19 protein-coding genes are annotated in these 19,435 nt (G+C 61.6%); 15 read left to right on the top strand and 4 right to left on the bottom strand.

Translation table 11 applies throughout. From position 1 onward, the window contains the following. Positions 1 to 25: 25 nt before the first annotated feature. The 8 genes from V1279_RS24470 to V1279_RS37950 all read left to right on the top strand — a co-directional run bounded on the left by V1279_RS24470 (position 26) and on the right by V1279_RS37950 (position 6,222). Positions 26 to 982, top strand: a complete 957-nt coding sequence (locus V1279_RS24470; RefSeq protein ID WP_334441074.1) for a carbohydrate ABC transporter permease — start codon at positions 26 to 28, stop codon at positions 980 to 982. Between the two features lie 3 nt (positions 983 to 985). Beyond that, positions 986 to 1,930: a carbohydrate ABC transporter permease gene (locus V1279_RS24465; RefSeq protein WP_334441071.1), complete on the top strand. Its 945-nt coding sequence runs from the start codon at positions 986 to 988 to the stop codon at positions 1,928 to 1,930. A gap of 2 nt (positions 1,931 to 1,932) precedes the next feature. Further along, a complete protein-coding gene (locus V1279_RS24460) occupies positions 1,933 to 3,021 on the top strand; it encodes an ABC transporter ATP-binding protein (RefSeq protein WP_334441068.1) in 1,089 nt (362 codons plus the stop codon). Continuing rightward, positions 3,018 to 3,467, top strand: a complete 450-nt coding sequence (locus V1279_RS24455) for a hypothetical protein (protein WP_334441065.1) — start codon at positions 3,018 to 3,020, stop codon at positions 3,465 to 3,467. Before V1279_RS24460 ends, V1279_RS24455 begins: the two co-directional genes overlap by 4 nt. A 141-nt stretch (positions 3,468 to 3,608) precedes the next feature. Next, positions 3,609 to 4,355 carry a type 1 glutamine amidotransferase domain-containing protein gene (locus V1279_RS24450; protein WP_334441063.1) on the top strand — a complete coding sequence of 249 codons (747 nt, stop codon included), beginning with the start codon at positions 3,609 to 3,611 and terminating at the stop codon, positions 4,353 to 4,355. A 56-nt stretch (positions 4,356 to 4,411) separates the two neighbouring features. Continuing rightward, positions 4,412 to 5,263, top strand: coding sequence for a sugar phosphate isomerase/epimerase family protein (locus V1279_RS24445; RefSeq protein ID WP_334441061.1), 852 nt, complete (start codon positions 4,412 to 4,414; stop codon positions 5,261 to 5,263). 334 nt (positions 5,264 to 5,597) lie between these two features. Further along, positions 5,598 to 5,921, top strand: coding sequence for an aminotransferase class III-fold pyridoxal phosphate-dependent enzyme (locus V1279_RS37955; protein ID WP_442894911.1), 324 nt, complete (start codon positions 5,598 to 5,600; stop codon positions 5,919 to 5,921). Then, complete coding sequence (locus tag V1279_RS37950; RefSeq protein WP_442894810.1) at positions 5,833 to 6,222, top strand: aminotransferase class III-fold pyridoxal phosphate-dependent enzyme; 390 nt, start codon at positions 5,833 to 5,835, stop codon at positions 6,220 to 6,222. Before V1279_RS37955 ends, V1279_RS37950 begins: the two co-directional genes overlap by 89 nt. Before the next feature lie 257 nt (positions 6,223 to 6,479). Here the strand turns inward: V1279_RS37950 and V1279_RS24435 are convergent, their stop codons facing one another. Next, a complete protein-coding gene (locus V1279_RS24435) occupies positions 6,480 to 7,427 on the bottom strand; it encodes a LysR family transcriptional regulator (RefSeq protein ID WP_334441054.1) in 948 nt (315 codons plus the stop codon). 251 nt (positions 7,428 to 7,678) lie between these two features. Between V1279_RS24435 and V1279_RS24430 the strand changes: the two genes are divergently transcribed. From V1279_RS24430 to V1279_RS24405, 6 genes are read left to right on the top strand one after another with little or no spacing between them, the layout of a single operon-like run. After that, complete coding sequence (locus V1279_RS24430) at positions 7,679 to 8,785, top strand: ABC transporter ATP-binding protein (protein WP_334441051.1); 1,107 nt, start codon at positions 7,679 to 7,681, stop codon at positions 8,783 to 8,785. A 55-nt stretch (positions 8,786 to 8,840) separates the two neighbouring features. Beyond that, on the top strand, positions 8,841 to 9,539 hold the full coding sequence (locus V1279_RS24425; protein ID WP_334441048.1) for an HAD family hydrolase: 699 nt from the start codon (positions 8,841 to 8,843) through the stop codon (positions 9,537 to 9,539). Between the two features lie 19 nt (positions 9,540 to 9,558). After that, positions 9,559 to 10,866 (top strand): NAD(P)/FAD-dependent oxidoreductase, encoded by a 1,308-nt coding sequence (locus V1279_RS24420; protein WP_334441045.1) that lies wholly within the window; start codon positions 9,559 to 9,561, stop codon positions 10,864 to 10,866. 37 nt (positions 10,867 to 10,903) lie between these two features. Beyond that, positions 10,904 to 11,974, top strand: a complete 1,071-nt coding sequence (locus V1279_RS24415) for an ABC transporter substrate-binding protein (protein WP_334441042.1) — start codon at positions 10,904 to 10,906, stop codon at positions 11,972 to 11,974. A 57-nt stretch (positions 11,975 to 12,031) separates the two neighbouring features. Beyond that, positions 12,032 to 12,901, top strand: a complete 870-nt coding sequence (locus tag V1279_RS24410) for an ABC transporter permease (protein ID WP_334441040.1) — start codon at positions 12,032 to 12,034, stop codon at positions 12,899 to 12,901. Then, positions 12,898 to 13,683, top strand: a complete 786-nt coding sequence (locus V1279_RS24405) for an ABC transporter permease (RefSeq protein WP_334441037.1) — start codon at positions 12,898 to 12,900, stop codon at positions 13,681 to 13,683. The genes V1279_RS24410 and V1279_RS24405 overlap by 4 nt, the downstream gene beginning before the upstream one ends. Here V1279_RS24405 and V1279_RS24400 read toward each other — a convergent pair. From V1279_RS24400 to V1279_RS24390, 3 genes are all read right to left on the bottom strand, one after another. Beyond that, entirely contained in the window at positions 13,637 to 13,873 is a 237-nt protein-coding gene (locus tag V1279_RS24400) for a hypothetical protein (protein ID WP_334441035.1), read from the bottom strand. The genes V1279_RS24405 and V1279_RS24400 overlap by 47 nt on opposite strands. A gap of 215 nt (positions 13,874 to 14,088) precedes the next feature. Continuing rightward, positions 14,089 to 17,277, bottom strand: a complete 3,189-nt coding sequence (locus V1279_RS24395) for an efflux RND transporter permease subunit (protein WP_334441032.1) — start codon at positions 17,275 to 17,277, stop codon at positions 14,089 to 14,091. Positions 17,278 to 17,303: 26 nt separating this feature from the next. After that, positions 17,304 to 18,545 (bottom strand): efflux RND transporter periplasmic adaptor subunit, encoded by a 1,242-nt coding sequence (locus tag V1279_RS24390; RefSeq protein ID WP_334441030.1) that lies wholly within the window; start codon positions 18,543 to 18,545, stop codon positions 17,304 to 17,306. A 202-nt stretch (positions 18,546 to 18,747) separates the two neighbouring features. Here V1279_RS24390 and V1279_RS24385 point away from each other — a divergent pair, with 202 nt between their 5' ends. Then, on the top strand, positions 18,748 to 19,350 hold the full coding sequence (locus V1279_RS24385; protein WP_334441027.1) for a TetR/AcrR family transcriptional regulator: 603 nt from the start codon (positions 18,748 to 18,750) through the stop codon (positions 19,348 to 19,350). Positions 19,351 to 19,435 lie beyond the last annotated feature (85 nt).

The following is a 19,435-nucleotide window of genomic DNA, read 5'->3' as shown; positions in this document are numbered from 1 at the left end:
GGGGCTTGTTGTCTCCGCGCTTGCGGTGGTGACGCTGCCGGCGTCCGGTTCCTTCTGGGTCGTTGGCGCTATGTCGGCTTTGGTCGCCGCGGCATTCGCGGTGAATGCCTACCGCCGTCGCTATTATGGCGGGCTCCTGGTCGCGCCCGCCATCGCCGTTCTATTCGTGATGAACATCTTCCCGCTGCTTTGGTCCCTGGGGCTTTCATTTTTTGCCTACCAGTCGAACCTGCAGTCCATCCGTTTCGTCGGCCTCAACAACTACATCAAGGTTCTGACCGACGAGGTCGCGGCGCCCGGCAACTGGAACGCCCTCATCAACACCGCAATGTTCGCGGTGTGCACAGTCTCTGCACAGATGATCGTGGGGTTTCTCCTGGCGATGCTTTTTGCCAAGCAGTTCCCGCTGCGGAAATATCTGCTGATTCTGGTTCTCACACCGATGATGCTGTCGGTCGTGGCCTCAGGTGTCTTCTTCACCTACTATTATGACCCCACCTTCGGCATCCTGAGCTATGTGATCAATAGCGTCGCCGGCGGCCAGTTCATCGTCATGGACAGCAAGGCGGGCGCGGTAGCCGGTATCGTTTTTGCCGACGCCTGGATGTGGTCGCCCTTCGTCATGCTGCTCGTGCTGGCGGGCCTCGTGTCCGTGCCGAAATATCTCTACGAGGCAGCCGCAATCGACAGGGTCTCCGCCTGGCGACGCTTCTGGAGCATCACCTTCCCCTATATCCGCGGGCTCCTGATGTTGGCGCTGTTGTTCCGCACCATCGAAGCTTTCAAGCTGGCAGACCTTGTGATCGTGCTGACCAAGGGCGGAAACGACACAATGACGATCTCCTACCACTTGATCCGCATTGCCAACGAACAGAACAAGACAAGCGAGGGAGCCGCCATCTCCTACATCATCCTCTTCATAGTGATCGTGCTCACGAACCTTTATCTCTACGTTGCCAATCCCAAGAACCGGGAGGCCTGAGCCATGACAGACAGAGTTTCTTTCTGGGAGCGGATTGGCTTTCGTAGCGTCGGCGGCATCGCGGAGGCGGGTTGGGGCCGCACGCTCGTCGTGGCGGTTGTTAGCTTCATCTACTTCCTGCCGGTTCTCTTCATTATCTTCACGGCTATAAAGCCGCAGGGGCTGGCGCTTTCAGTGCCGCCAACGCTTTCGCCTACCTCATTCTTTGGTCTCATCCCCGATCAGTTTGTCTTCACGCCGACCTTGGACAACTTTGCCTCGGTCTTTTCCCGCGTCATGACGGCGGGTGGTCAGCCGGAATCCACCGGGTTTGACCGGTTCTTCTTCAACTCCATCGTGATCGCGTCGGCGTCCGTCCTGCTTGCCCTCGTTATCGGCACGTTAGCCGCCTATGGCTTCTCGCGCTATCCGCTCAAGGGCAACGATACCTATCTCTTCGTCATTTTGACGACTCGTATGCTGCCTGCGATCGTCGTCATCATTCCGGTGATCTTGATGTTCCGCGCCGTGGGCCTTTCCGGATCCTATCTCGGCATCATCATGCTCTATACGGCTTTCAATCTCGCATTTACCGTGTGGATGATGAAGAGCTTCTTCGATGAGTTGTCGACAGACGTCGAGGATGCAGCCCGTATCGATGGGTCGTCAGAAATCAAAGTGTTTTTCAAGATCTGCCTGCCGCAGGTTGTTGCGGGGCTTGCCGCAACATTCGTTTTCGGTCTCATCCTCACCTGGAACGAATTCCTGTTCGCGCTGCTGCTGACGGGTCCTGATACACGCACCGTGCCTGTAGCCATGAACCAGGCCGTGTCTTCCGGCGGGCGCGGAACGGACTGGACGCTGCTGGCTGCCATTGAAACCCTGTTTCTTGTTCCCGTTTTCCTGGCCACCTTCTTTTTGCAGGATCACCTGCTGCGTGGCGTCACGTTTGGCACGGTCAGGAAGTGATCATGTCGACCATCGAAATACGCGACCTCACCAAGAAGTTCGGCACATTTGTTGCCGTCAAAGATGCCAACCTGTCCGTGGCTGCGGGTGAAATTGTTTGTCTGCTCGGTCCTTCGGGCTGCGGCAAGACGACTACGCTGCGCACGATTGCCGGCCTCGAACGCGCCACCGCAGGGGATGTCGTCATTGCAGGGCAGCGCGTGAATCACCTGCCGCCGGAGAAGCGCGACATCGCAATGGTCTTCCAGTTCTATGCGCTCTATCCGGCGCTGAGTGTTGGGCGGAACATTGCAATGCCTCTTCACCGCGAAGCAATTGGGAGCGCGGAAGTGGCAGCTCGCGTCAGGAAGGTGGCTGATATCTTGCACCTTCGCGATATCCTGGACCGATTGCCAGGACAGATTTCGGAGGGCGAGAAGCAACGTGTTGCTGTTGCCCGCGCCATTGTTCGGGATCCCAAATGCTTTCTGTTCGACGAACCCCTCTCGCGGCTCGATGTGGAGCTCCGTCACTCCATGCGGGGCCAGATCAAGGCCGTGCTGTCAAATCTCACGAAAGCCACCGTCATAGTCACCCACGACCAGCTTGAAGCCCTGACCATGGCAGACCGTATTGCCATCATGCGCGACGGGCTCATCGAGCAGGTGGGGAGCCCGCATGAGGTCTTCGCAAAACCCGCCAACGTCTTTGTTGCGAGCTTCATCGGCACGCCGCAGATGAACCTGATCGACGCACAATTCAAGAGCTACGGCAACGGCAAGGCGAAAGTGGTCTTCGACGAGCAGGATGTCGATCTGAGCGTCCATCCCGCGGTCGCAAACCTGAAGGCTGGAAAGGTCACCGTGGGAATTCGCCCGCGAGCTTTCAGCGTTGTTTCCGAGGACACCCGGGACACGATCGACGCCATGGCCGAGCTCATTGAGCCAATGGGTGCCGAGACGCTTATTCACGCGCGCACCAAGACGGGCAGCGACATCCGGGTCGTCGTGCCGCGTGACAAAAGGGTGAAGATCGGCGAGGCGCTCCACCTCGTTCCAGATCCCGTGCAAACCCACGTGTTCGCAGACGACGGAAAGGCGGTGCGCGCATGAGAAATGGCGAGCAAGGCAATGGCGGACTGACGCCGCCGGCGGCGCGGACGTTGGAATACAGCATCATCGGGCTCGGCGTATTCGCGCTGCTGATGATTTTTCAGCCGTTCAACATCGCACTTTTCACGGTTGGCTGCGCGCTGATCGTTCTGGCTGGGCTTGTCAACAACGTCCTGCCTCTGGCGCAACCTGGTGTACCCAAGCGCTCGCTGGTAACGGTGGCCATGGTCGTCGCCATGATCTTCTGCATTGTGCTGCTCGCTTCCATCGTTGTCGCACATCTCTACGGCGCATTCTTCCTCAAGCCGCCGGATCCCAACACCGTGCTAGGCAAAGTCCAGCTCAACGCAATGCCTTGGTACATGCATGGCTTCACATGGACTATTGCGATTATCGCTGCTGCTTTGGCTGGCCTCATCACGCTGCAGAGTCGCCGCAGGGAGTGAGCCTGCACCTTCAAGACATCCACGGATTCTATGCTGCCGATAAACCGCCCCCAACCAACAGACTCGTGCATTTAGGGCGAATCGTTTTCTGATACCTTTAGTCACGAATGTGCCACTCAACCTCGTTCAGGAGCATGAAAGATGAGCGCGTCTCCGCAAGCCACGGCCTTCAACCGCATGCAGCAACTAATGTCCTCTTCGCCGGTCCCATCTATTTCGACTGAATTGTTGGTGACGGCTGACGGCGAGTTGAACCGAGAGCTCAAGAGCTTCCTGCTTGATCCGCCTACAAATCCAAGTCTACTCAAGGGCAAGCGCATCGCCATCTGCTGCACCAATGGCGTGGAGGAAGTGGAGATTCTGGGTGCTCATCGCTGGCTCACCGAGCACGGCGCCACTGTTCATGTTGTCTCGCCCCGCATCGGTGAGTTTCATCCCACGCTCGGCCTCCGCTTCCCGCCGCAATGCGCCACCCATGTCCTTGCCATCCGCCTCATGGAAAATGCAGGCTGGCTGAAGATCGACCGCTACACGGACGAAGCCAGGGCGGAGGATTACGACGCCATGCTTCTGCCGGGCGGATGCTGGAACCCTGATGCGCTGCGCATGGACCAGCATGCGCGCGCGTTTGTGAGCGCCATGTATGAAGCGGGCAAGCCCACATGCGCCATCTGTCATGGCCAGTGGGTTATGGTGAGCGCCAAGATCCTCAAAGGCAAGCGCGCCACGGCTGTGTGGAACATACAGATCGACCTCGAAAACGCTGGCGCTACGGTCCTGGACGAACCCTGCGTGGTCGACGGCAACCTGATTACGGCCCGTTTCCCTTATGACCTGCCGCGCCTGATTGACGCGATGGTGAAGCAGCTGGTGTCTGCAAAGGGCTAAGCCGCGGAACTGGCCCCGGATCGCCTGCCGTGGGAAAGCTCAATGGGGAGGCACGAATGAAGTACGGATTCAATCTGCTGCTCTGGACAGGGCATGTCACCGACGAACATGCGCCTGTGCTGAAGGCGCTCAAGAGGACGGGTTATGATAGCGTGGAGGTTCCGATCTTCGAAGGCACGATCGATTCCTACGCAAGGCTCGGAGAGCAACTTGCTAAGATGGATCTCGACGTCACGACCGCGAGCGTGTTGGGCGCGGGGTGCGATCCACTCTCGGACGACAAGATGGAGCGGCAGGCTGCGGTCGAGCGGGCCAAATGGGTCATCGACTGCACCAAGGCGCTTGGAGGATCGATCATCGCCGGCCCGATGCACTCCGAACTCGGTCGCTTCACCGGGAAGGGGCCCACGGCGGATGAGCGCAAGCGCGGGATCGAATTTCATCGCCGCGCTGGCGATCATGCCGGAACGCACGGCATGAGCTTTGCCCTTGAGGCGGTGAACCGATTCGAATGCTACTTCCTCAACACGATGGATCAGTTGGCCAGCTATCTGGACGAAGTCGATCATCCCGCAATCAAAGGGATGTACGATACATTCCATGCCAATATCGAGGAGAAGGACCCGGTCGCCGCCATAAATACAATCAAGCGGCACATGATCCATGTCCATATCTCGGAGAATGACCGCGGCACCCCGGGGAAGGGCCATGTGCCGTGGGGTCCCACCTATAAGGCGCTCAGGGCCGCAAAATATGATGGTAGGTTGACGATCGAAGCCTTCGGCCGCGCCGTTCCGGCGCTCGCCGCCGCCACCCGCGTGTGGCGCGACTTCTTCCCCAACGAGGAGGAGGTTTATGAGCTCGGGCTCAAGGGCATGCGGCAAGGCTGGGCCGAGGCCGGGTCCTGAATGTCAAGGTCTACCTCGTCGGCACCTGTGACCGCTGACAAAAGCCCGAAACGTCAGCTTCGCAGAATCTCTCGGGCGAACCATTTTCTCAGCAATCCGGACGCCGCGTCGGCGCTTCCGAGATGACTGCGACGTCCTGCAGCAATCGTTGGTGCGTCCATGAAGCGGCGGTCAATACACGCAACGGATCGCCGGACGCTCTCGAGATCCGCGACTCTCGAAGCCCGAAGGCCGGCGAGATCCTGGTCAAGGTGCATGCCACGACGGTCAGCTGGACCGGTGATGGAACGTGGCGCTGCCGGCGTGATGATTGCGCCGCCACCGTCCCGGCGCACTGACGATCAAATCACTGCTGCGGTCTGCGGCACGAGTTCACGAACCGAGAGCAGTTATTTGCTCAAGCCGAATCTGTCGACCAATTATCCAAATAGTTGATCGCGGCGAGGGGCCTTATCTGTTCGATACCGACGGCCGCCGCTATTTCGACGGGTTGAGCGGCGCGATGACTGCGAACCTCGGTCACGGCTTGCGAGAGATCGCCGACAAGATGGCTGACCAGGCGGCCACAGTTGCCTTCACGTTCAGAAAACCAGTTCAGCAATGTTGCTGCGGAAAAGTTGGCCCGCAAACTCTGCGAACTGGCGCCGGGCGACCTTGACCGGGCGTTCTTTGTGAACAGCGGTTCGGAAGCGTCCGAATATGCCATACGGATGTCGCTGCATTATTGGAAAGAGCGCGGCCGTGCCGCGCCGGAATTGGCCACACTTCCCAGAATCGAGCGGTTTCCGACAACGGAGAACCGATGGGCACACAAATCACTTCCCCACGCTAGTCCGGCACGCCAGTGCAGATTCGAGCCTTTTGAGTTGCGCCAAAGCCTTCGCCCTGAAAGCCATCCAGGCCCTGAAGTTCTGTTGCCCTATGCGGTCACGGGGAAGCGGTGGCAAGCCTCGCTATGATTGCCACCGCGCATCTAGGATCGGCATGGCGAACGGACCTGCCTTCGTCGCCGGTGGGCAAGAGGGGGTTCCTGTTCAGCGTAAGGTGAAGAATGCTGATGACGCGCTGGGGCGGCTACCCGAGCACAGACTCTCAGGATGATTTCTTAGACGCTTATTGGTGAGGAGCGCGGCAAAGCCGCGCGTCCTCCGACGATGATATGCATCGCCGATCGACCATAGGCCATGGCTTCACCCCTGCGGAATGCGGCTACCGCCTAATAGCTCGAAGCCATCAGCCGTAAACGCGGGTAGAGCCGGTCGATGGCGGCCATGTCGCTGCACATCTGCTCGATGATCCAGTCGCGAATCTCGCTGACGACCGGCCGGATCGATCGGTCATGCGGGTGCACCAGTTCGCAAAGCCGCCGTGTCGTGGTGAGCGTTTCCGAGGCAGGGACCAAAGCGCCGGTCAGCAGCCAATGCGATGCGACCGTAAGCCAGCCGAGCGCAATGCCCTGGCCGAGCAACGCCGCCTGAACCACCACCGCATAGTCGGAAAAACTCAACGACTTGGCGGGCCCCGATCGTCTGGTGAGAAAGGCCGGATATTCCGCAGCCCAATCGCCGGGGGTATCGGCGAGGCGGATGATGGTATTGGCCTCGATCGATCCATCCGCGCTGTCTGCGTCGCGATAGGCCGGGCTGCAGATCGGCAGCATGACTTCCTTCATGACCAGCGCGCCGTTCCGCGCGGGATCGTATCGATCGCGAAACCGCATGCCGAGATCGACATTGTCGACCGGCCCGCGCAGCGGACCGGAGATAAGCTGGAAGCGGAGATCGACGGTCGGAAACTGGCGCTGCAGCTTGTCGATGCGGGGCATCAGCCAATGGGTGGTGAACGCCGAGGAGACCGAGAGCGTGACCGTCTCGGTGCCCTTGCGGCGGCGGTCGATCTCGATCAGGCCGCTTTCGATGCTGCGGAATCCATCCGATACGTGGCGATAGAGAATCTCGCCGTCTTCCGTCAGGGCCGCGCGGCCATTGGTGCGGTCGAACAGGCGAACGCCGAGATAGTCCTCGAACTGTCCGAGCATCCGGCTTACCGCGGGCTGGGTGACGTTCAGTTCGGCCGCCGCCGCCGTGAAGCTGCCATTGCGCGCCGCCGCGTCAAAGACGAACAGCGCGTGGCTCGAGGGCAGCTTCCGCCGGAAGTCGGGCATAACCTGATGTTATGCCGACGGTGAGAATTTGGCAATTGCCCCTGCCGGCCAACTCTGGTTGGCTTGCGCGATAGCCTGCCAGTACGGGCAAGATTGAAAAACGGGCGGGCAGGGACGGCCTTGGGAGCCGCCTCGAAGTGCCCGGTCTATAAGACGAGATCATGCCGGTTTCAACCGTCGCTTGCGATATCGCGGGTGACGTCGATGGCGCGCATCGGTGCACGCCCTCGGTAACGCAACGAGGTCGATCATTGGACCAGGGCGGAGAGAGCGTCGACATCAGGGCCGCGAGCAAAAACTATGACGCCGTCCGGGCGCTGGACAATGTCACCCTGAACGTCGCACCGCGCGAGTTCGTTTCCCTGCTGGGGCCGTCCGGATCCGGCAAGACCACGCTGCTCGGTATCCTCGGCGGCTTCATTCAACCCTCGTCGGGCTCGATCCATTTCGGCGACCGTGACGTGACCTTCCTGCCGCCGCACAAGCGAGATATCGGCGTGGTGTTCCAGAACTACGCGCTGTTTCCGCACATGAGCGTCGGCGAGAACGTTGCCTTTCCGCTGCGTGCGCGACGGATTCCAAAGGCGGACTGGGCTGCGAGAGTGCGCGCCGCACTCGCGATGGTCGGGCTGTCGGGCTACGAGGCGCGCGGCATCGCCCAGCTCTCCGGCGGCCAGCGCCAGCGCGTGGCGCTGGCACGCGCCATGATCTTCGAACCGCGCCTGATTCTGATGGACGAGCCGCTGTCGGCGCTCGACAAGCAGTTGCGGGAAGCGATGCAGATCGAACTGCGCGAGCTGCACAAGCGGATCGGCGCCACCATCATCTACGTCACCCACGACCAGCGCGAGGCGCTGACGATGAGCGACCGCGTGGCGATCCTCAAGGACGGGCGGCTGGTCCAGATCGATCGCCCCGAGCGCCTGCACGATCATCCCGCCGACTCCTTCGTGGCGAGTTTCATCGGCGAGGCGAGCCTGTTGCCGGTGCGGCGCATCGACGCCTCCAGCGTCGCGCTCGGCTCGGCTGTCCTGAAAAGCGCGCGCGCGATTCCGGACGGCCAGGCGCTGATGCTCGCGGTGCACAGCGAGAAGCTCCTGATTGCGGACGGCGTCGCGGATGCCGCGCTCAACCGCTTGACCGGCAAGGTCACCGACATCGTCTATCAGGGCGAAAGCCTTCGCGTGTTCCTGCAACTGGCCGACGGCACTTGCCTGAGCCTGCGTCAGCCCAGCCATTACCAGGCCTCGCGCCTGTTACCTCCTGTTGGCGGCGAGCTCACCGTCACGCTCCATCCCGAAGACACCATCGTCGTGCCCAAAGCGCGGGAAATGGCGCACGAGAAGGCGCGGGAATGAGCGCCGATCATCAAACCCGAGTGCAACACCAGACCAACCAGAACAAGAGATGAAAATGTCCTATGATAGCTTCAAGGTTCTCACCTTCGACGTCGTCGGTACCTTGATCGATTTCGAAACCGGCGTGCTCGATGCCGTGCGCAAGATTTCCGGCCGAAAGGCGGCCGAGCTCAGCGACGATCAGATCTTCGCGTCCTACAAGCGCGGCCGCGACGCGCATCCGGAGCGGTCGAGCGAGGTGATGTTCCATGTCTATCGCTACCTCGCCAAGGAGCTCGGACTGCCGGCCGACGATGCCGTCTGCGACGCCTTCCAGCTCGCCGTGCTGCGTTGGCAGCCGTTTTCGGATTCGGTCGAGGCGCTGAAGCGCTTGCGCACCAGGTTCCGGCTGGTCGCCATGACCAATGCAGATCGCGTCGCGCTGTCATGCTATGCCCAAGCGCTCGACAATCCCTTCCACGACACCATCTGCGCCGACGACACCGGGGTTGCGAAACCCAATCCGGAGTTCTTTGCCTACAACAAGGGCAGGCAGTCGGCGTTCGGCTACAAGCAGTCCGAAATTTTGCACGTGGCGCAGAGCCAGCATCACGACATCGGTATCGCCCGCAAGCTTGGCTACAAGGTCTGCTGGATCGAGCGGCGCCAGGGCATGAAAGGTTTTGGCGGCACGCCCGAGGTGCCGGAGCTGACAAAGCCCGATTTCCATTTCGCCACGATGAAGGCGTTCGCCGACGCCGCAGTTGGAAGCTGAGACGGGCAGGGCGGCGGACATGGCAGAGGTCTGGACCCCAATGGCACCGGTCGCCTCGCTCTGGGCGGATACGGCGGAGCCGTTGCCTGCCTTTCCGAAGCTTGCCGGCGAGGCGAAGGCCGACGTCGTCATCATCGGCGCGGGCTATACCGGGCTGTCTGCGGCGCATCACATCGCGAAGGACGGCCTTTCGCCGGTCGTGCTCGAAGCCAATCATCCCGGCTGGGGCGCGAGCGGCCGCAATGGCGGGGTCATTACCGCCAAATTCCGCCTCTCGTTCCGCGACATCGATGCGGTCCATGGCCGGGCCATGGCTCGGCGCATGTACGAGATTGCTCATGAGTCCGTCGAGATGGTCGATGAGCTGGTGTCCGAATTCGGCATCGCGAGTGCGCGGCTGACGCGCAGCGGGCAGGTCAAGGCCGCGCATAATCAGGTGACGCTCCGGGCCGCGATCGACGAAGCCGAATGGATGAGGCGGGAGATGGGCGATACGGAAGTTCGTATCCTCGATGCCCATCAGGTGCGCGAAGAGACGGGATCGCGGGGCTTTGTCGGCGGAGCGCTCAATCCCGGCTCCGGCGGCATCCATCCGCTGAATTACCTGCGAGGGCTCGCTAAGGGTGTTGCGCAGCGCGGTGTGCCGATATTCCAGGAAAGCCCTGTGCTCGCACTCCGTCGCGACGGCGATGGCGTTATCGCCGAGACGCCTGGCGGCAGCGTACGCGCGCGTCAGGCGATCATCGCTACCAACTCTTATTCCGACCTGACATCGGCGACCGTGCGGCTGCAGCGCACATTAGTGCCGTTCCGCAGCGCTCTCATCGCTACCGAAAAGCTGTCAGCGAACCTCGCTGGCAGCTTGATGCCGACGGGGCGAACCTACACAGAGACCAAGCGGATGATGCGTTGGTTCCGCAAGGTCGACGACCGTGTCATCTTCGGTGGCCGCGGCGCCTTCGGCAAGCAGGATTCGGAAAGCGCGTTCGAGGCGCTACGCCGTGCCATGACCGGTATCTTCCCCGAACTCGCGGATGTTCCGTTGGAGTTTCGCTGGTCCGGACTTGTAGGCATGACGCTCGATTCCGTGCCACATGTCGGCCGCATCGATGACCGCACTCTTTATTCAGTCGGCTACAATGGCGCCGGCGTCGCAATGTCGAGCTTGATGGGCCGCTATCTCGCGTCGCTTGTGCGTGGGGAGACCGTCGACCTTGGCTTGCTCGACGCGCGCTGCGTCAGGACCATTCCATTTTACTCGCTGCGTGAACCGGCCGTCCGCCTGGTGGCCGGCTGGTACCAATTTCTGGATGCGATCGGGCGCTAGGAGTTCTACCGCCCGGTCATAACAAGAGGGGTTGAACATGATGATTGCATCTTGCTGCCGACGCGCACTGCTCGGTGTTTCCCTTGGTGTTTCCCTTGGCGTCCTCGCGACGTTCTCGGCGCTTCCCGCCAATGCACAACAGATCACCTTCGTTTCCCAGGGCGGCGCCTACCAGAAGGCGCAAACTGTCGCAATCCTCGATCCTTCCGCCAAGAAGCTTGGGATAACCATCAACCAGGACAGCATCCCCGACGCCTGGCCTGCGATCAAATCGCAGGTCGCCAGCGGCAAGCCAACCTGGGACGTGGTCGACGTGCCGACCGGCTATTGCCTGCGCGGCGGCGAGCAGGGCCTGCTCGAAAAACTCGATTTCTCGAAATTGTCAAACGGCGCCGCGATGCCCGAGGCCTATCGTTCCCCTTATTCGGTCGCTTACGAGTTCTATTCGAGCGTGCTCGCCTATAGTCAGAAGAAATTCTCGTCGGAGGCAGCGCCGAACAGCTGGGCCGATTTCTGGGACGTGAAGAAGTTCCCGGGCCGCCGTGCGCTACGCAATCACCCGATCGCCACGCTGGAGGCCGCGCTGATGGCCGACGGCGTCGCGCCCGACAAGCTCTATCCGCTCGACGTCGATCGCGCCTTCAAAAAGCTTGAGGAGATCAAGCCCAACATCACGGTGTGGTGGACCTCGGGCGCGCAATCGGCGCAGCTCCTCAATGACGGAGAGGTCGATATGGTGATGGCCTGGAACGGCCGCGTCAGCGCGCTCACCAAGGAAGGCGCCAAGGTCGCTTATACCTACAATCAGGGCATTCTGCAGAGCACCTCGCTCTGCATCCTCAAGGACGCGCCCAACCTCGCGACCGCGGTCCGCTTCCTCAACGAGGCGGTCGATCCCGTCCACCAGGCAAACCTGCCGCTGCATATCGATTACGGCCCGGCCAACCCGAAGGCCTTCGATACCGGCGTCATCAAGCCGGAGCGTGTCGCGCAACTGCCAAGCGCGCCCGAGAATGCAGCTAAGCAGGCGCTGATGTCCTACGCCTGGTGGTCGTCGCCGGCCGGCGAGGCGGCGGAGAAGCGCTGGGTCGGCTTCATGCAGAAGTAGTTTTGCCAGCAACCCGGCGTGGCGTTCGTCAGCATGCCGCGCCATCGTAGGATCACGATGAGCAGTCCCGTGCACGACCTCTCGGTACTCCATCAACGCCGCGAACAGCGCCTGATGTTGGCGCTGGCGCTGCCGGCGCTGCTCGTGATCCTGCTGTTGGTCGTGCTGCCGGTCGGCTGGCTCGCCTGGCAGTCGGTCTATCACAACGGTTTCACGCTCGAGAACTACCGCCGGATCTGGAGCGAGGACATCTACTGGCGCAGCTTTGCGCTAACGTTCGAAATCAGCCTGCTGGTGACACTGCTGGCGCTGCTGCTCGGTTATCCCATTGCCTATGCGGCGAGCATCGCGCCAAAAAGGTGGGGCATCATCATCCTGGCGCTGGTGGTGCTGCCGTTCTGGACCAGCGTGCTGGTCCGCGCCTATGCCTGGCTCGCACTGTTGCAACGGACCGGCGTCATCAACCAGTTGCTGCGCCAGCTCGGCGTGATCGACGAGCCGCTGGCGCTGGTCCACAACAGTTTCGGCACCATCGTTGCGACCCTGCATATCCTGCTGCCATTCATGGTGCTGCCGCTCTACGCGACGATGCAGCAGATCCCGCGCGATCTGATGCAGGCCGGCGCCAGTCTCGGCGCCGGGCCCATGCTCACCTTCTGGCGGATATTCCTGCCGCTGTCGCTGCCCGGGGTGCTCGCAGGCAGTACGCTGGTCTTCGTGCTCACCCTCGGCTTCTACATCACGCCGGAACTGCTCGGGGGCGGCCGCACCATCATGATATCGATGCTGGTGAGCCGCAATGTCGAACTCTACGACCAGTGGGGTGCCGCCAGCGCGGTCGGCGTGGTGCTGCTGGTCGCGGTCGGCGCCGTCTTCTTTGCCGTCAGCCGCTTTATTCCGCTCGATCGCGTGTTGGGGCAAAAATGACGATGTCCCGCCCATTCCGCATTGCACTGGTCGTGACCTGCGCACTGGTGCTGCTCTATCTGATCCTGCCGATCCTGATCATCGCGCCGATGTCGTTCTCGGCCGCGCGTTTCCTGACCTTCCCGCCGCCGTCGCTGTCGCTGCGCTGGTATCAGGAGTATGTCGGCAATCCGGCCTGGATGCAGGCGACCCGCGTAACGCTGACCGTTGCCGTGCTCACCGTAGTTATCGCGACCCCGCTCGGTGTTGCCGCAGCCTACGCCATCAGCCAGTCGAAATGGCGGATCATGCGGCTGATCCACATGACCTTGCTGCTGCCGCTGGTGGTACCGATCATCATCACCGCGGTCGGCATCTTCTTCGTCTTTGCCAAGGTTGGCCTGGCCGCGACCATGACCGGCCTCGTGCTCGCCAATGTCATGCTAGGTCTGCCCTATGTCGTCATCTCGGTCGCGGCGGGGTTGCAGAGCTTCGATGCCACGCAGGAGATGGTGGCGCGCAGCCTCGGCATGAACCGGCTGCGCAGCTTCTTCGCGGTGACGCTGCCGCAGATCAAGCCCAGCGTGATCGCGGGCGGCATCTTCGCGTTCATTTCGGCGATGGACGAGACCATCGTCGCGCTGTTCATTTCCGGCGGCCAGTATCAGCCGCTGACCAAGCGGATGTTCACCGCGCTACGCGACGAGATCGACCCGACTATTGCGGCGATCAGCACGCTGATGACCGCGGTCTCGTTCATGCTGGTTCTGATTGCAACCAACCGGTCAAAGAAGAGCGCGTGAGCGGGAACTCAGCGGCCTGATTCTTTGCCTCGGTTGAATGCACGTCGCGCGGCAGCGTGTTACGCAGCCGGTTGCCCATATGCGCGTTTCCATCGCCGATCTCGCCGATTGCCTGCGAGCTGTCACCCGGCGCACTCTTCATGACTTCGATTCCAAGGAAGCGATCCTGCTCGCGATACTTGGCACTCATCGAGCACGTCGAAACCGCCGTGGCGGCCGGCGGTGCACGCTGACACAATTTTTCTCGGAGCGTTTCGTTTCTAGCGCATGAGCCCGCGATCGGAAGGGCTGCCATGCCCAACCTTGTCCGAATGCTGCCGCTCGCGACGTACAGACCGTTCTCGCCGACCGATCATGCGTCCCGTGGCCTACGGGCGCTCGACGTTTGACGGCGGCCAACCACTGTTAGCGCCCAGGCTCCGGCGCGCGATCGGTCGCTACACTGGCGGAATGGTTTGTCAGTGGCTTCAGTCCCGTGACGGTGCGCAACAGAACGTAGAATACGGGTGTCAGGAACAGGCCAAACACCGTGACGCCGATCATGCCAGAGAAGACGGCGACGCCCATGGCTCGGCGCATTTCCGAACCGGCACCGGTCGAGAGCACCAGGGGCAAGACGCCCATGATGAACGCCATCGAGGTCATCAGGATCGGACGCAGGCGCAGGCGGCTTGCCTCGATCGCGGCACGAATCGGCGAACGACCTGCGAACTCCAGTTCGCGCGCGAATTCGACGATAAGGATCGCGTTCTTGGCAGACAATCCCACCAGCACGATCAATCCGATCTGGGTGAAGACGTTATTGTCGCCCTTCGAGATCCAGACGCCGAACATCGCGGCAAGCAACCCCATTGGCACGATCATGATGATCGACAGGGGCAGGGTCAGGCTCTCATAGAGCGCAGCCAGCACCAGGAACACGAGGAGGATCGCGAGTGGAAAAACCCAGATGCCGGAGTTGCCGGCGATGAACTCCTGATAGGTCAGGTCGGTCCATTCAAAGGCGAAGCCGGGCGGTAGCACGTCGGCGGCGATGCGCGTGGCCGCTTCCTGAGCCTGGCCGGAGGAATAACCGGGCGCTGCCGCGGCGTTGACGTCGGAGGACAAGAAACCGTTGTAACGGATCGCGCGTTCAGGCCCGGCGCTCTGGCGAATCTTCAAGAGCGCCGAGAGCGGGATCATGTCGCCGGAAGACGAGCGCACCTTCAATTGCCTGATGTCGTCGGCCCGCGCACGGAACGGCGCGTCAGCCTGGACATAGACCGAATAGGTGCGCCCAAACTTGTTGAAGTCGTTAACGTAGTATGAGCCCAGATAGATCTGCAGCGTGTTGAATACCTCCGTTACCGGAACGCCAAGCTGGAGCGCCTTGGTGCGATCGATGTCCGCGAATAATTGTGGCACGTTGACCTGAAAGCTCGAGAAGACGCCGGCGATTTCCGGTGCCTTCTGCATCGCGGCCATGAAGGCGCTGGTTGCCTCGTTCAGCGCGTCATAGCCAAGGCCGGCGCGGTCCTCGATCTGGAGCTTGAAGCCGCCGATGGTTCCGAGCCCGTTGACCGGCGGCGGCGGGAACATGGCGATGAAGGCTTCCTGAATCCCGGCATATTTCTTGTTCAGCTCGGCCGCGATCGCAGCGCCGCTCAGCGCGGGATCCTTGCGGTCGTCGAACGGCTTCAAGGTGGAGAAGACGATGCCGGCGTTGGAGGAGTTGGTGAAACCGGAGATCGAAAGGCCCGGAAAGGCCACCGAGCTCTCGACGCCGGGCTGCGTCAGCGCAATGTCGCTCATCTTGCGGATGACCTCTTCGGTGCGGTCGAGCGTGGCGCCGTCGGGCAGGCGTGCGAAGCCGACGAGGTACTGCTTGTCCTGGCCCGGGACGAAGCCGCTCGGCACCTGCTGGAAGAGCAGGGCGGTCAGTCCGATCAGGAGCACATAGACGCCCATCACCGCCGCCTTGCCAGAGATCACTTTGGAGACGCTGCCGCCATAATTCTCCGAGGAGCGTGCAAAGACGCGGTTGAAACCGCGGAAGAACCAGCCGAAACCTTTCTCCAGAATGAGGGTCAGCCTGTCCTTTGGCTCATTGTGGCCCTTGAGCAGCAACGCCGACAATGCCGGCGACAGCGTCAGAGAGTTGACCGCGGAGATCACGGTCGAGATCGCGATCGTCAGCGCGAACTGCTTGTAGAATTGCCCGGTGAGGCCGGAGATGAAGGCGAGGGGAACAAATACGGCAATCAAGACCAGTGCGATCGCGATGATGGGGCCGGAGACCTCCCGCATTGCCTGGTAGGTGGCGTCTCGCGGCGACAGCCCGGCCTCGATGTTGCGCTCGACGTTCTCGACCACGACGATAGCGTCGTCGACGACGATGCCGATCGCGAGCACCAGGCCGAACAGGCTGAGCGCATTGATGGAGAAGCCGAAGACGTGCATCACCGCGAATGTGCCGACGATCGACACCGGCACGGCCAGGAGCGGAATGATGGAAGCCCGCCAGGTTTGGAGGAACAGGATGACCACCAGTACCACCAGCGCGACCGCTTCCAGCAGCGTGTGGATCACCGCCTCGATCGACGAGCGCACGAACTGTGTGGGGTCGTAGACGATCTGGTAGGATACGCCCTCGGGCATGTTCTTCTTGATCTCGGCCATGGTGGCGCGGACGTGGTCGGAGATCTGGAGCGCGTTGGAGCCCGGCGCCTGGAAGATCGGGATCGCCACCGCCTGTTTGTTGTCGAGCAGCGAGCGCAGGCCGTATTGGGACGCACCTAATTCGATGCGCGCGACGTCGCGCAGCCGCACCACCTCGCCGCGCGAACCGGTCTTGACCACGATGTCGCCGAACTGTTCTTCACTTGCGAGCCGGCCTTCGGCGTTGACCGACATCTGAAGGTCGATGCCCTTGACGCTCGGCGAGGAGCCGACCACGCCGGCGGCCGCCTCGACGTTCTGCGCCTGGATCGCCCTCACGATGTCGCTTGCGGTCAGGCCGTGCTCGGCGGCCTTCTGCGGGTCGACCCAGACGCGCATCGAGTAGTCGCCGGCACCGTAGAGCTGGACATCACCGACGCCGTCGATCCGCGCAAGGCGGTCCTTGACGTTCAGCACCGCGTAGTTGCGGAGATACGTCATGTCGTAGCGGTTGTTTGGCGACAGCAGGTGCACGACCATGGTAAGGTCGGGCGAGCTCTTCTTGGTGATAATGCCGAGCTGGCGAACCACCGCCGGCAGGCGCGGCTCGGCCTGCTGCACGCGGTTCTGCACAAGCTGCGTCGCCTTGTCGGGATCGGTGCCGAGGCGGAACGTCACTGTCAGCGTCATCGCCCCGTCGGTGGTTGCCTGGCTGCTCATGTAGAGCATGTTCTCGACGCCGTTGATCTGCTCTTCGATCGGCGTTGCCACTGTTTCCGCGATCACCTTCGGATTGGCGCCGGGGTAGGTCGCGCGCACCACCACGGAGGGCGGCACGACGTCCGGATACTCCGAGATCGGCATGGCAAAGAGCGAGATCAAGCCGGCCAGGAAGATCACGATCGAAAGCACACCGGCAAAAATCGGCCGATCGATGAAGAATTTTGAGAAGTTCATTGCTATGCCCCAAGCGCTGACGGTCGTTACCGCTGCACGATTTGCCGGCTGCCGGCGTTCGATGCTTGCTGCGGTCCGCGCGAGTCCATCTGCGCAATTTCGGTCTTCAGGAGCGCGCCCGGGCGTACCCGCTGCAGGCCATTGACGACGATGCGGTCACCGGGTTTCAGGCCACCCGTCACGATGCGGAGTCCATCGACGGCGCCGCCGAGCGTTATTCCGCGATAGACCGCGCGGTTGTCGTCGCTGACCACCATAACGAACTTCTTATCCTGATCGGTACCGATGGCTCGCTCGTCGATCATCACCAGCGCCTGTTGCTGAGGCTGGCCCATCCGCACCCGCGCGAACTGGCCGGGGATGAGGCGTCCATCCTCGTTCTGGAATACCGCGCGGACGCGTATCGTGCCGCTCTGGCCATTGACCTGGTTGTCGATCAACTGGATATGGCCTTTGGCCGATGTGCCGCCAGAGGTGTTCATCTCGACGGGTATTTGATCAAGATTGCCGCGCTTGCCCGAACTATCTGCAATGGAATTCAGCGCCCGCAGCACGACCTCTTCGTCCGCATCGAAACTCGCATAGATCGGGTTGACAGAGACCAGAGAGGTCAGGACCGGGGAGGCAGTCCCTGCGGCCACGAGATTTCCGACGGTCACCTCGATCTTGCCGACGCGGCCATCGACCGGTGCGCGGACCTCGGTGTAGCTTAGATTGAGCTTTGCAGCCTGCAGCGTCGCCTCGGCCGCCTTCACATTGGCGATCGCTTCGCGATTGGCGTTCTCGCGCTGATCGAAATCGCGCCGCGTGACGACGGCGTTGCCGACGAGCTGCGCGCCGCGCTCGACTTCGCTCGCAGTGAAGATCGCACGCGCTTTTGCTGCCTCGAGCTGCGCGCTCGCCTTATCCACTTCGGCGGCGTAGGGCGCGGGATCAATCTTGAACAGGACATCGCCGGCTTTCACCAACGCGCCCTCGGCAAAGTTGGCCGACAGGATCGCGCCAGCGACGCGTGGGCGGAGCTCGACGCGGTTGACGGCTTCGAGACGTCCAGAGAAGTCATCCCACAGCGCGGTCCGACGCGGCTCGATCACCGCGATCGTGACGGAGACCGCCTGCTCGGGTGCGGTCCCTGTGGTCGCCTGGGCTGCATGAAAATAGCGGCCGCTCGCGATCGAACCGGCCGCCGCGAGGACGCCGATGATGGCAACGCCGCCGACAACGCGTCTGAATCGACCGGAACGGAAGGTAGTGGTGGATGGGGGCATTTGCGCGCTCCAGAAATGTAGTGTTCGCTACAGATGTGGAGCTGGACGGCGGTCCGCAAGATACTTATGTACTGCACACTACGAAAATCTTATGTCGCAAGCTGCAAGACTGGAAATCAAATAAAAGAACCACGATAAATCAGAAGGTTAGAGGATTGAACGCCGAGCGGAAAACGGCGTCGGCTTCAAGGGAGTAACGCGAATGGCCATGGGACGCCCGAGAGAGTTCGACGCCGATGCCGCATTGGACCAGGCGATGGAAGTCTTCTGGAGACATGGCTATGAGGGCGCGACCATTGCCCAGCTTACCGAGGCGATGGGCATTAACCCGCCGAGCCTCTATGCGGCATTTGGAAATAAGGAAGGTCTCCTGAAGGCTGCCCTCGACCGGTACACGGCCAAACGTGCGGTCTGGATGGAGGGGGTTTTGAGCGCGCCGACCGCCCGCGACGTCGCGGAGCGGATGCTCATGGGTACCGCAGACAGCCAAACCGATCCCGACAATCCGCCCGGTTGCCTGCTCGTGCAAGGCGGCCTTGCCTGCGGTACCGGTTCGGAGAACGTTCCCTTCGAGCTGGCAGCGCGCCGTGCACTGACCGAAGATCAGCTCCGCGAACGTTTCGTCAGAGCGAAGAAGGAGGGCGATCTGAAGCAGACTGCCGACGCTGCCGCGCTGGCGCGCTATCTCTCGGCGGTATCCGCCGGCATGGGCGTGATGGCATCATCGGGCGCCGATCGCGAAGCACTGCGCCAAGTCGCGAACGTATCCGTCAAAGTTTTCGAGGAACAGTCGACAAAACGTTGATGATGCGCAGTTCAGCTCCAGCCCCGCTGCACGGCGGGTGGCTCCGAACGTGCTCCATGGCAGTTCGTGTCCTTCGTACATCTCA

This window comes from Bradyrhizobium sp. AZCC 1610, from assembly GCF_036924515.1.
In the GTDB taxonomy this organism is placed as follows: Bacteria; Pseudomonadota; Alphaproteobacteria; order Rhizobiales; family Xanthobacteraceae; genus Bradyrhizobium.
This window is presented reverse-complemented; position numbering and strand designations above follow the sequence as displayed.

Bases quoted from the DNA above. Each gene is read 5' to 3' on its own strand.
- V1279_RS24465 (WP_334441071.1), top strand. From the start codon at position 986: ATGACAGACAGAGTTTCTTTCTGGGAGCGGATTGGCTTTCGTAGCGTC.
- V1279_RS24460 (WP_334441068.1), top strand. From the start codon at position 1,933: ATGTCGACCATCGAAATACGCGACCTCACCAAGAAGTTCGGCACATTT.
- V1279_RS24455 (WP_334441065.1), top strand. From the start codon at position 3,018: ATGAGAAATGGCGAGCAAGGCAATGGCGGACTGACGCCGCCGGCGGCG.
- V1279_RS24450 (WP_334441063.1), top strand. From the start codon at position 3,609: ATGAGCGCGTCTCCGCAAGCCACGGCCTTCAACCGCATGCAGCAACTA.
- V1279_RS24445 (WP_334441061.1), top strand. From the start codon at position 4,412: ATGAAGTACGGATTCAATCTGCTGCTCTGGACAGGGCATGTCACCGAC.
- V1279_RS24435 (WP_334441054.1), bottom strand. From the start codon at position 7,427: ATGCCCGACTTCCGGCGGAAGCTGCCCTCGAGCCACGCGCTGTTCGTC.
- V1279_RS24425 (WP_334441048.1), top strand. From the start codon at position 8,841: ATGTCCTATGATAGCTTCAAGGTTCTCACCTTCGACGTCGTCGGTACC.
- V1279_RS24420 (WP_334441045.1), top strand. From the start codon at position 9,559: ATGGCAGAGGTCTGGACCCCAATGGCACCGGTCGCCTCGCTCTGGGCG.
- V1279_RS24415 (WP_334441042.1), top strand. From the start codon at position 10,904: ATGATGATTGCATCTTGCTGCCGACGCGCACTGCTCGGTGTTTCCCTT.
- V1279_RS24410 (WP_334441040.1), top strand. From the start codon at position 12,032: ATGAGCAGTCCCGTGCACGACCTCTCGGTACTCCATCAACGCCGCGAA.
- V1279_RS24405 (WP_334441037.1), top strand. From the start codon at position 12,898: ATGACGATGTCCCGCCCATTCCGCATTGCACTGGTCGTGACCTGCGCA.
- V1279_RS24400 (WP_334441035.1), bottom strand. From the start codon at position 13,873: ATGAGTGCCAAGTATCGCGAGCAGGATCGCTTCCTTGGAATCGAAGTC.
- V1279_RS24395 (WP_334441032.1), bottom strand. From the start codon at position 17,277: ATGAACTTCTCAAAATTCTTCATCGATCGGCCGATTTTTGCCGGTGTG.
- V1279_RS24390 (WP_334441030.1), bottom strand. From the start codon at position 18,545: ATGCCCCCATCCACCACTACCTTCCGTTCCGGTCGATTCAGACGCGTT.
- V1279_RS24385 (WP_334441027.1), top strand. From the start codon at position 18,748: ATGGCCATGGGACGCCCGAGAGAGTTCGACGCCGATGCCGCATTGGAC.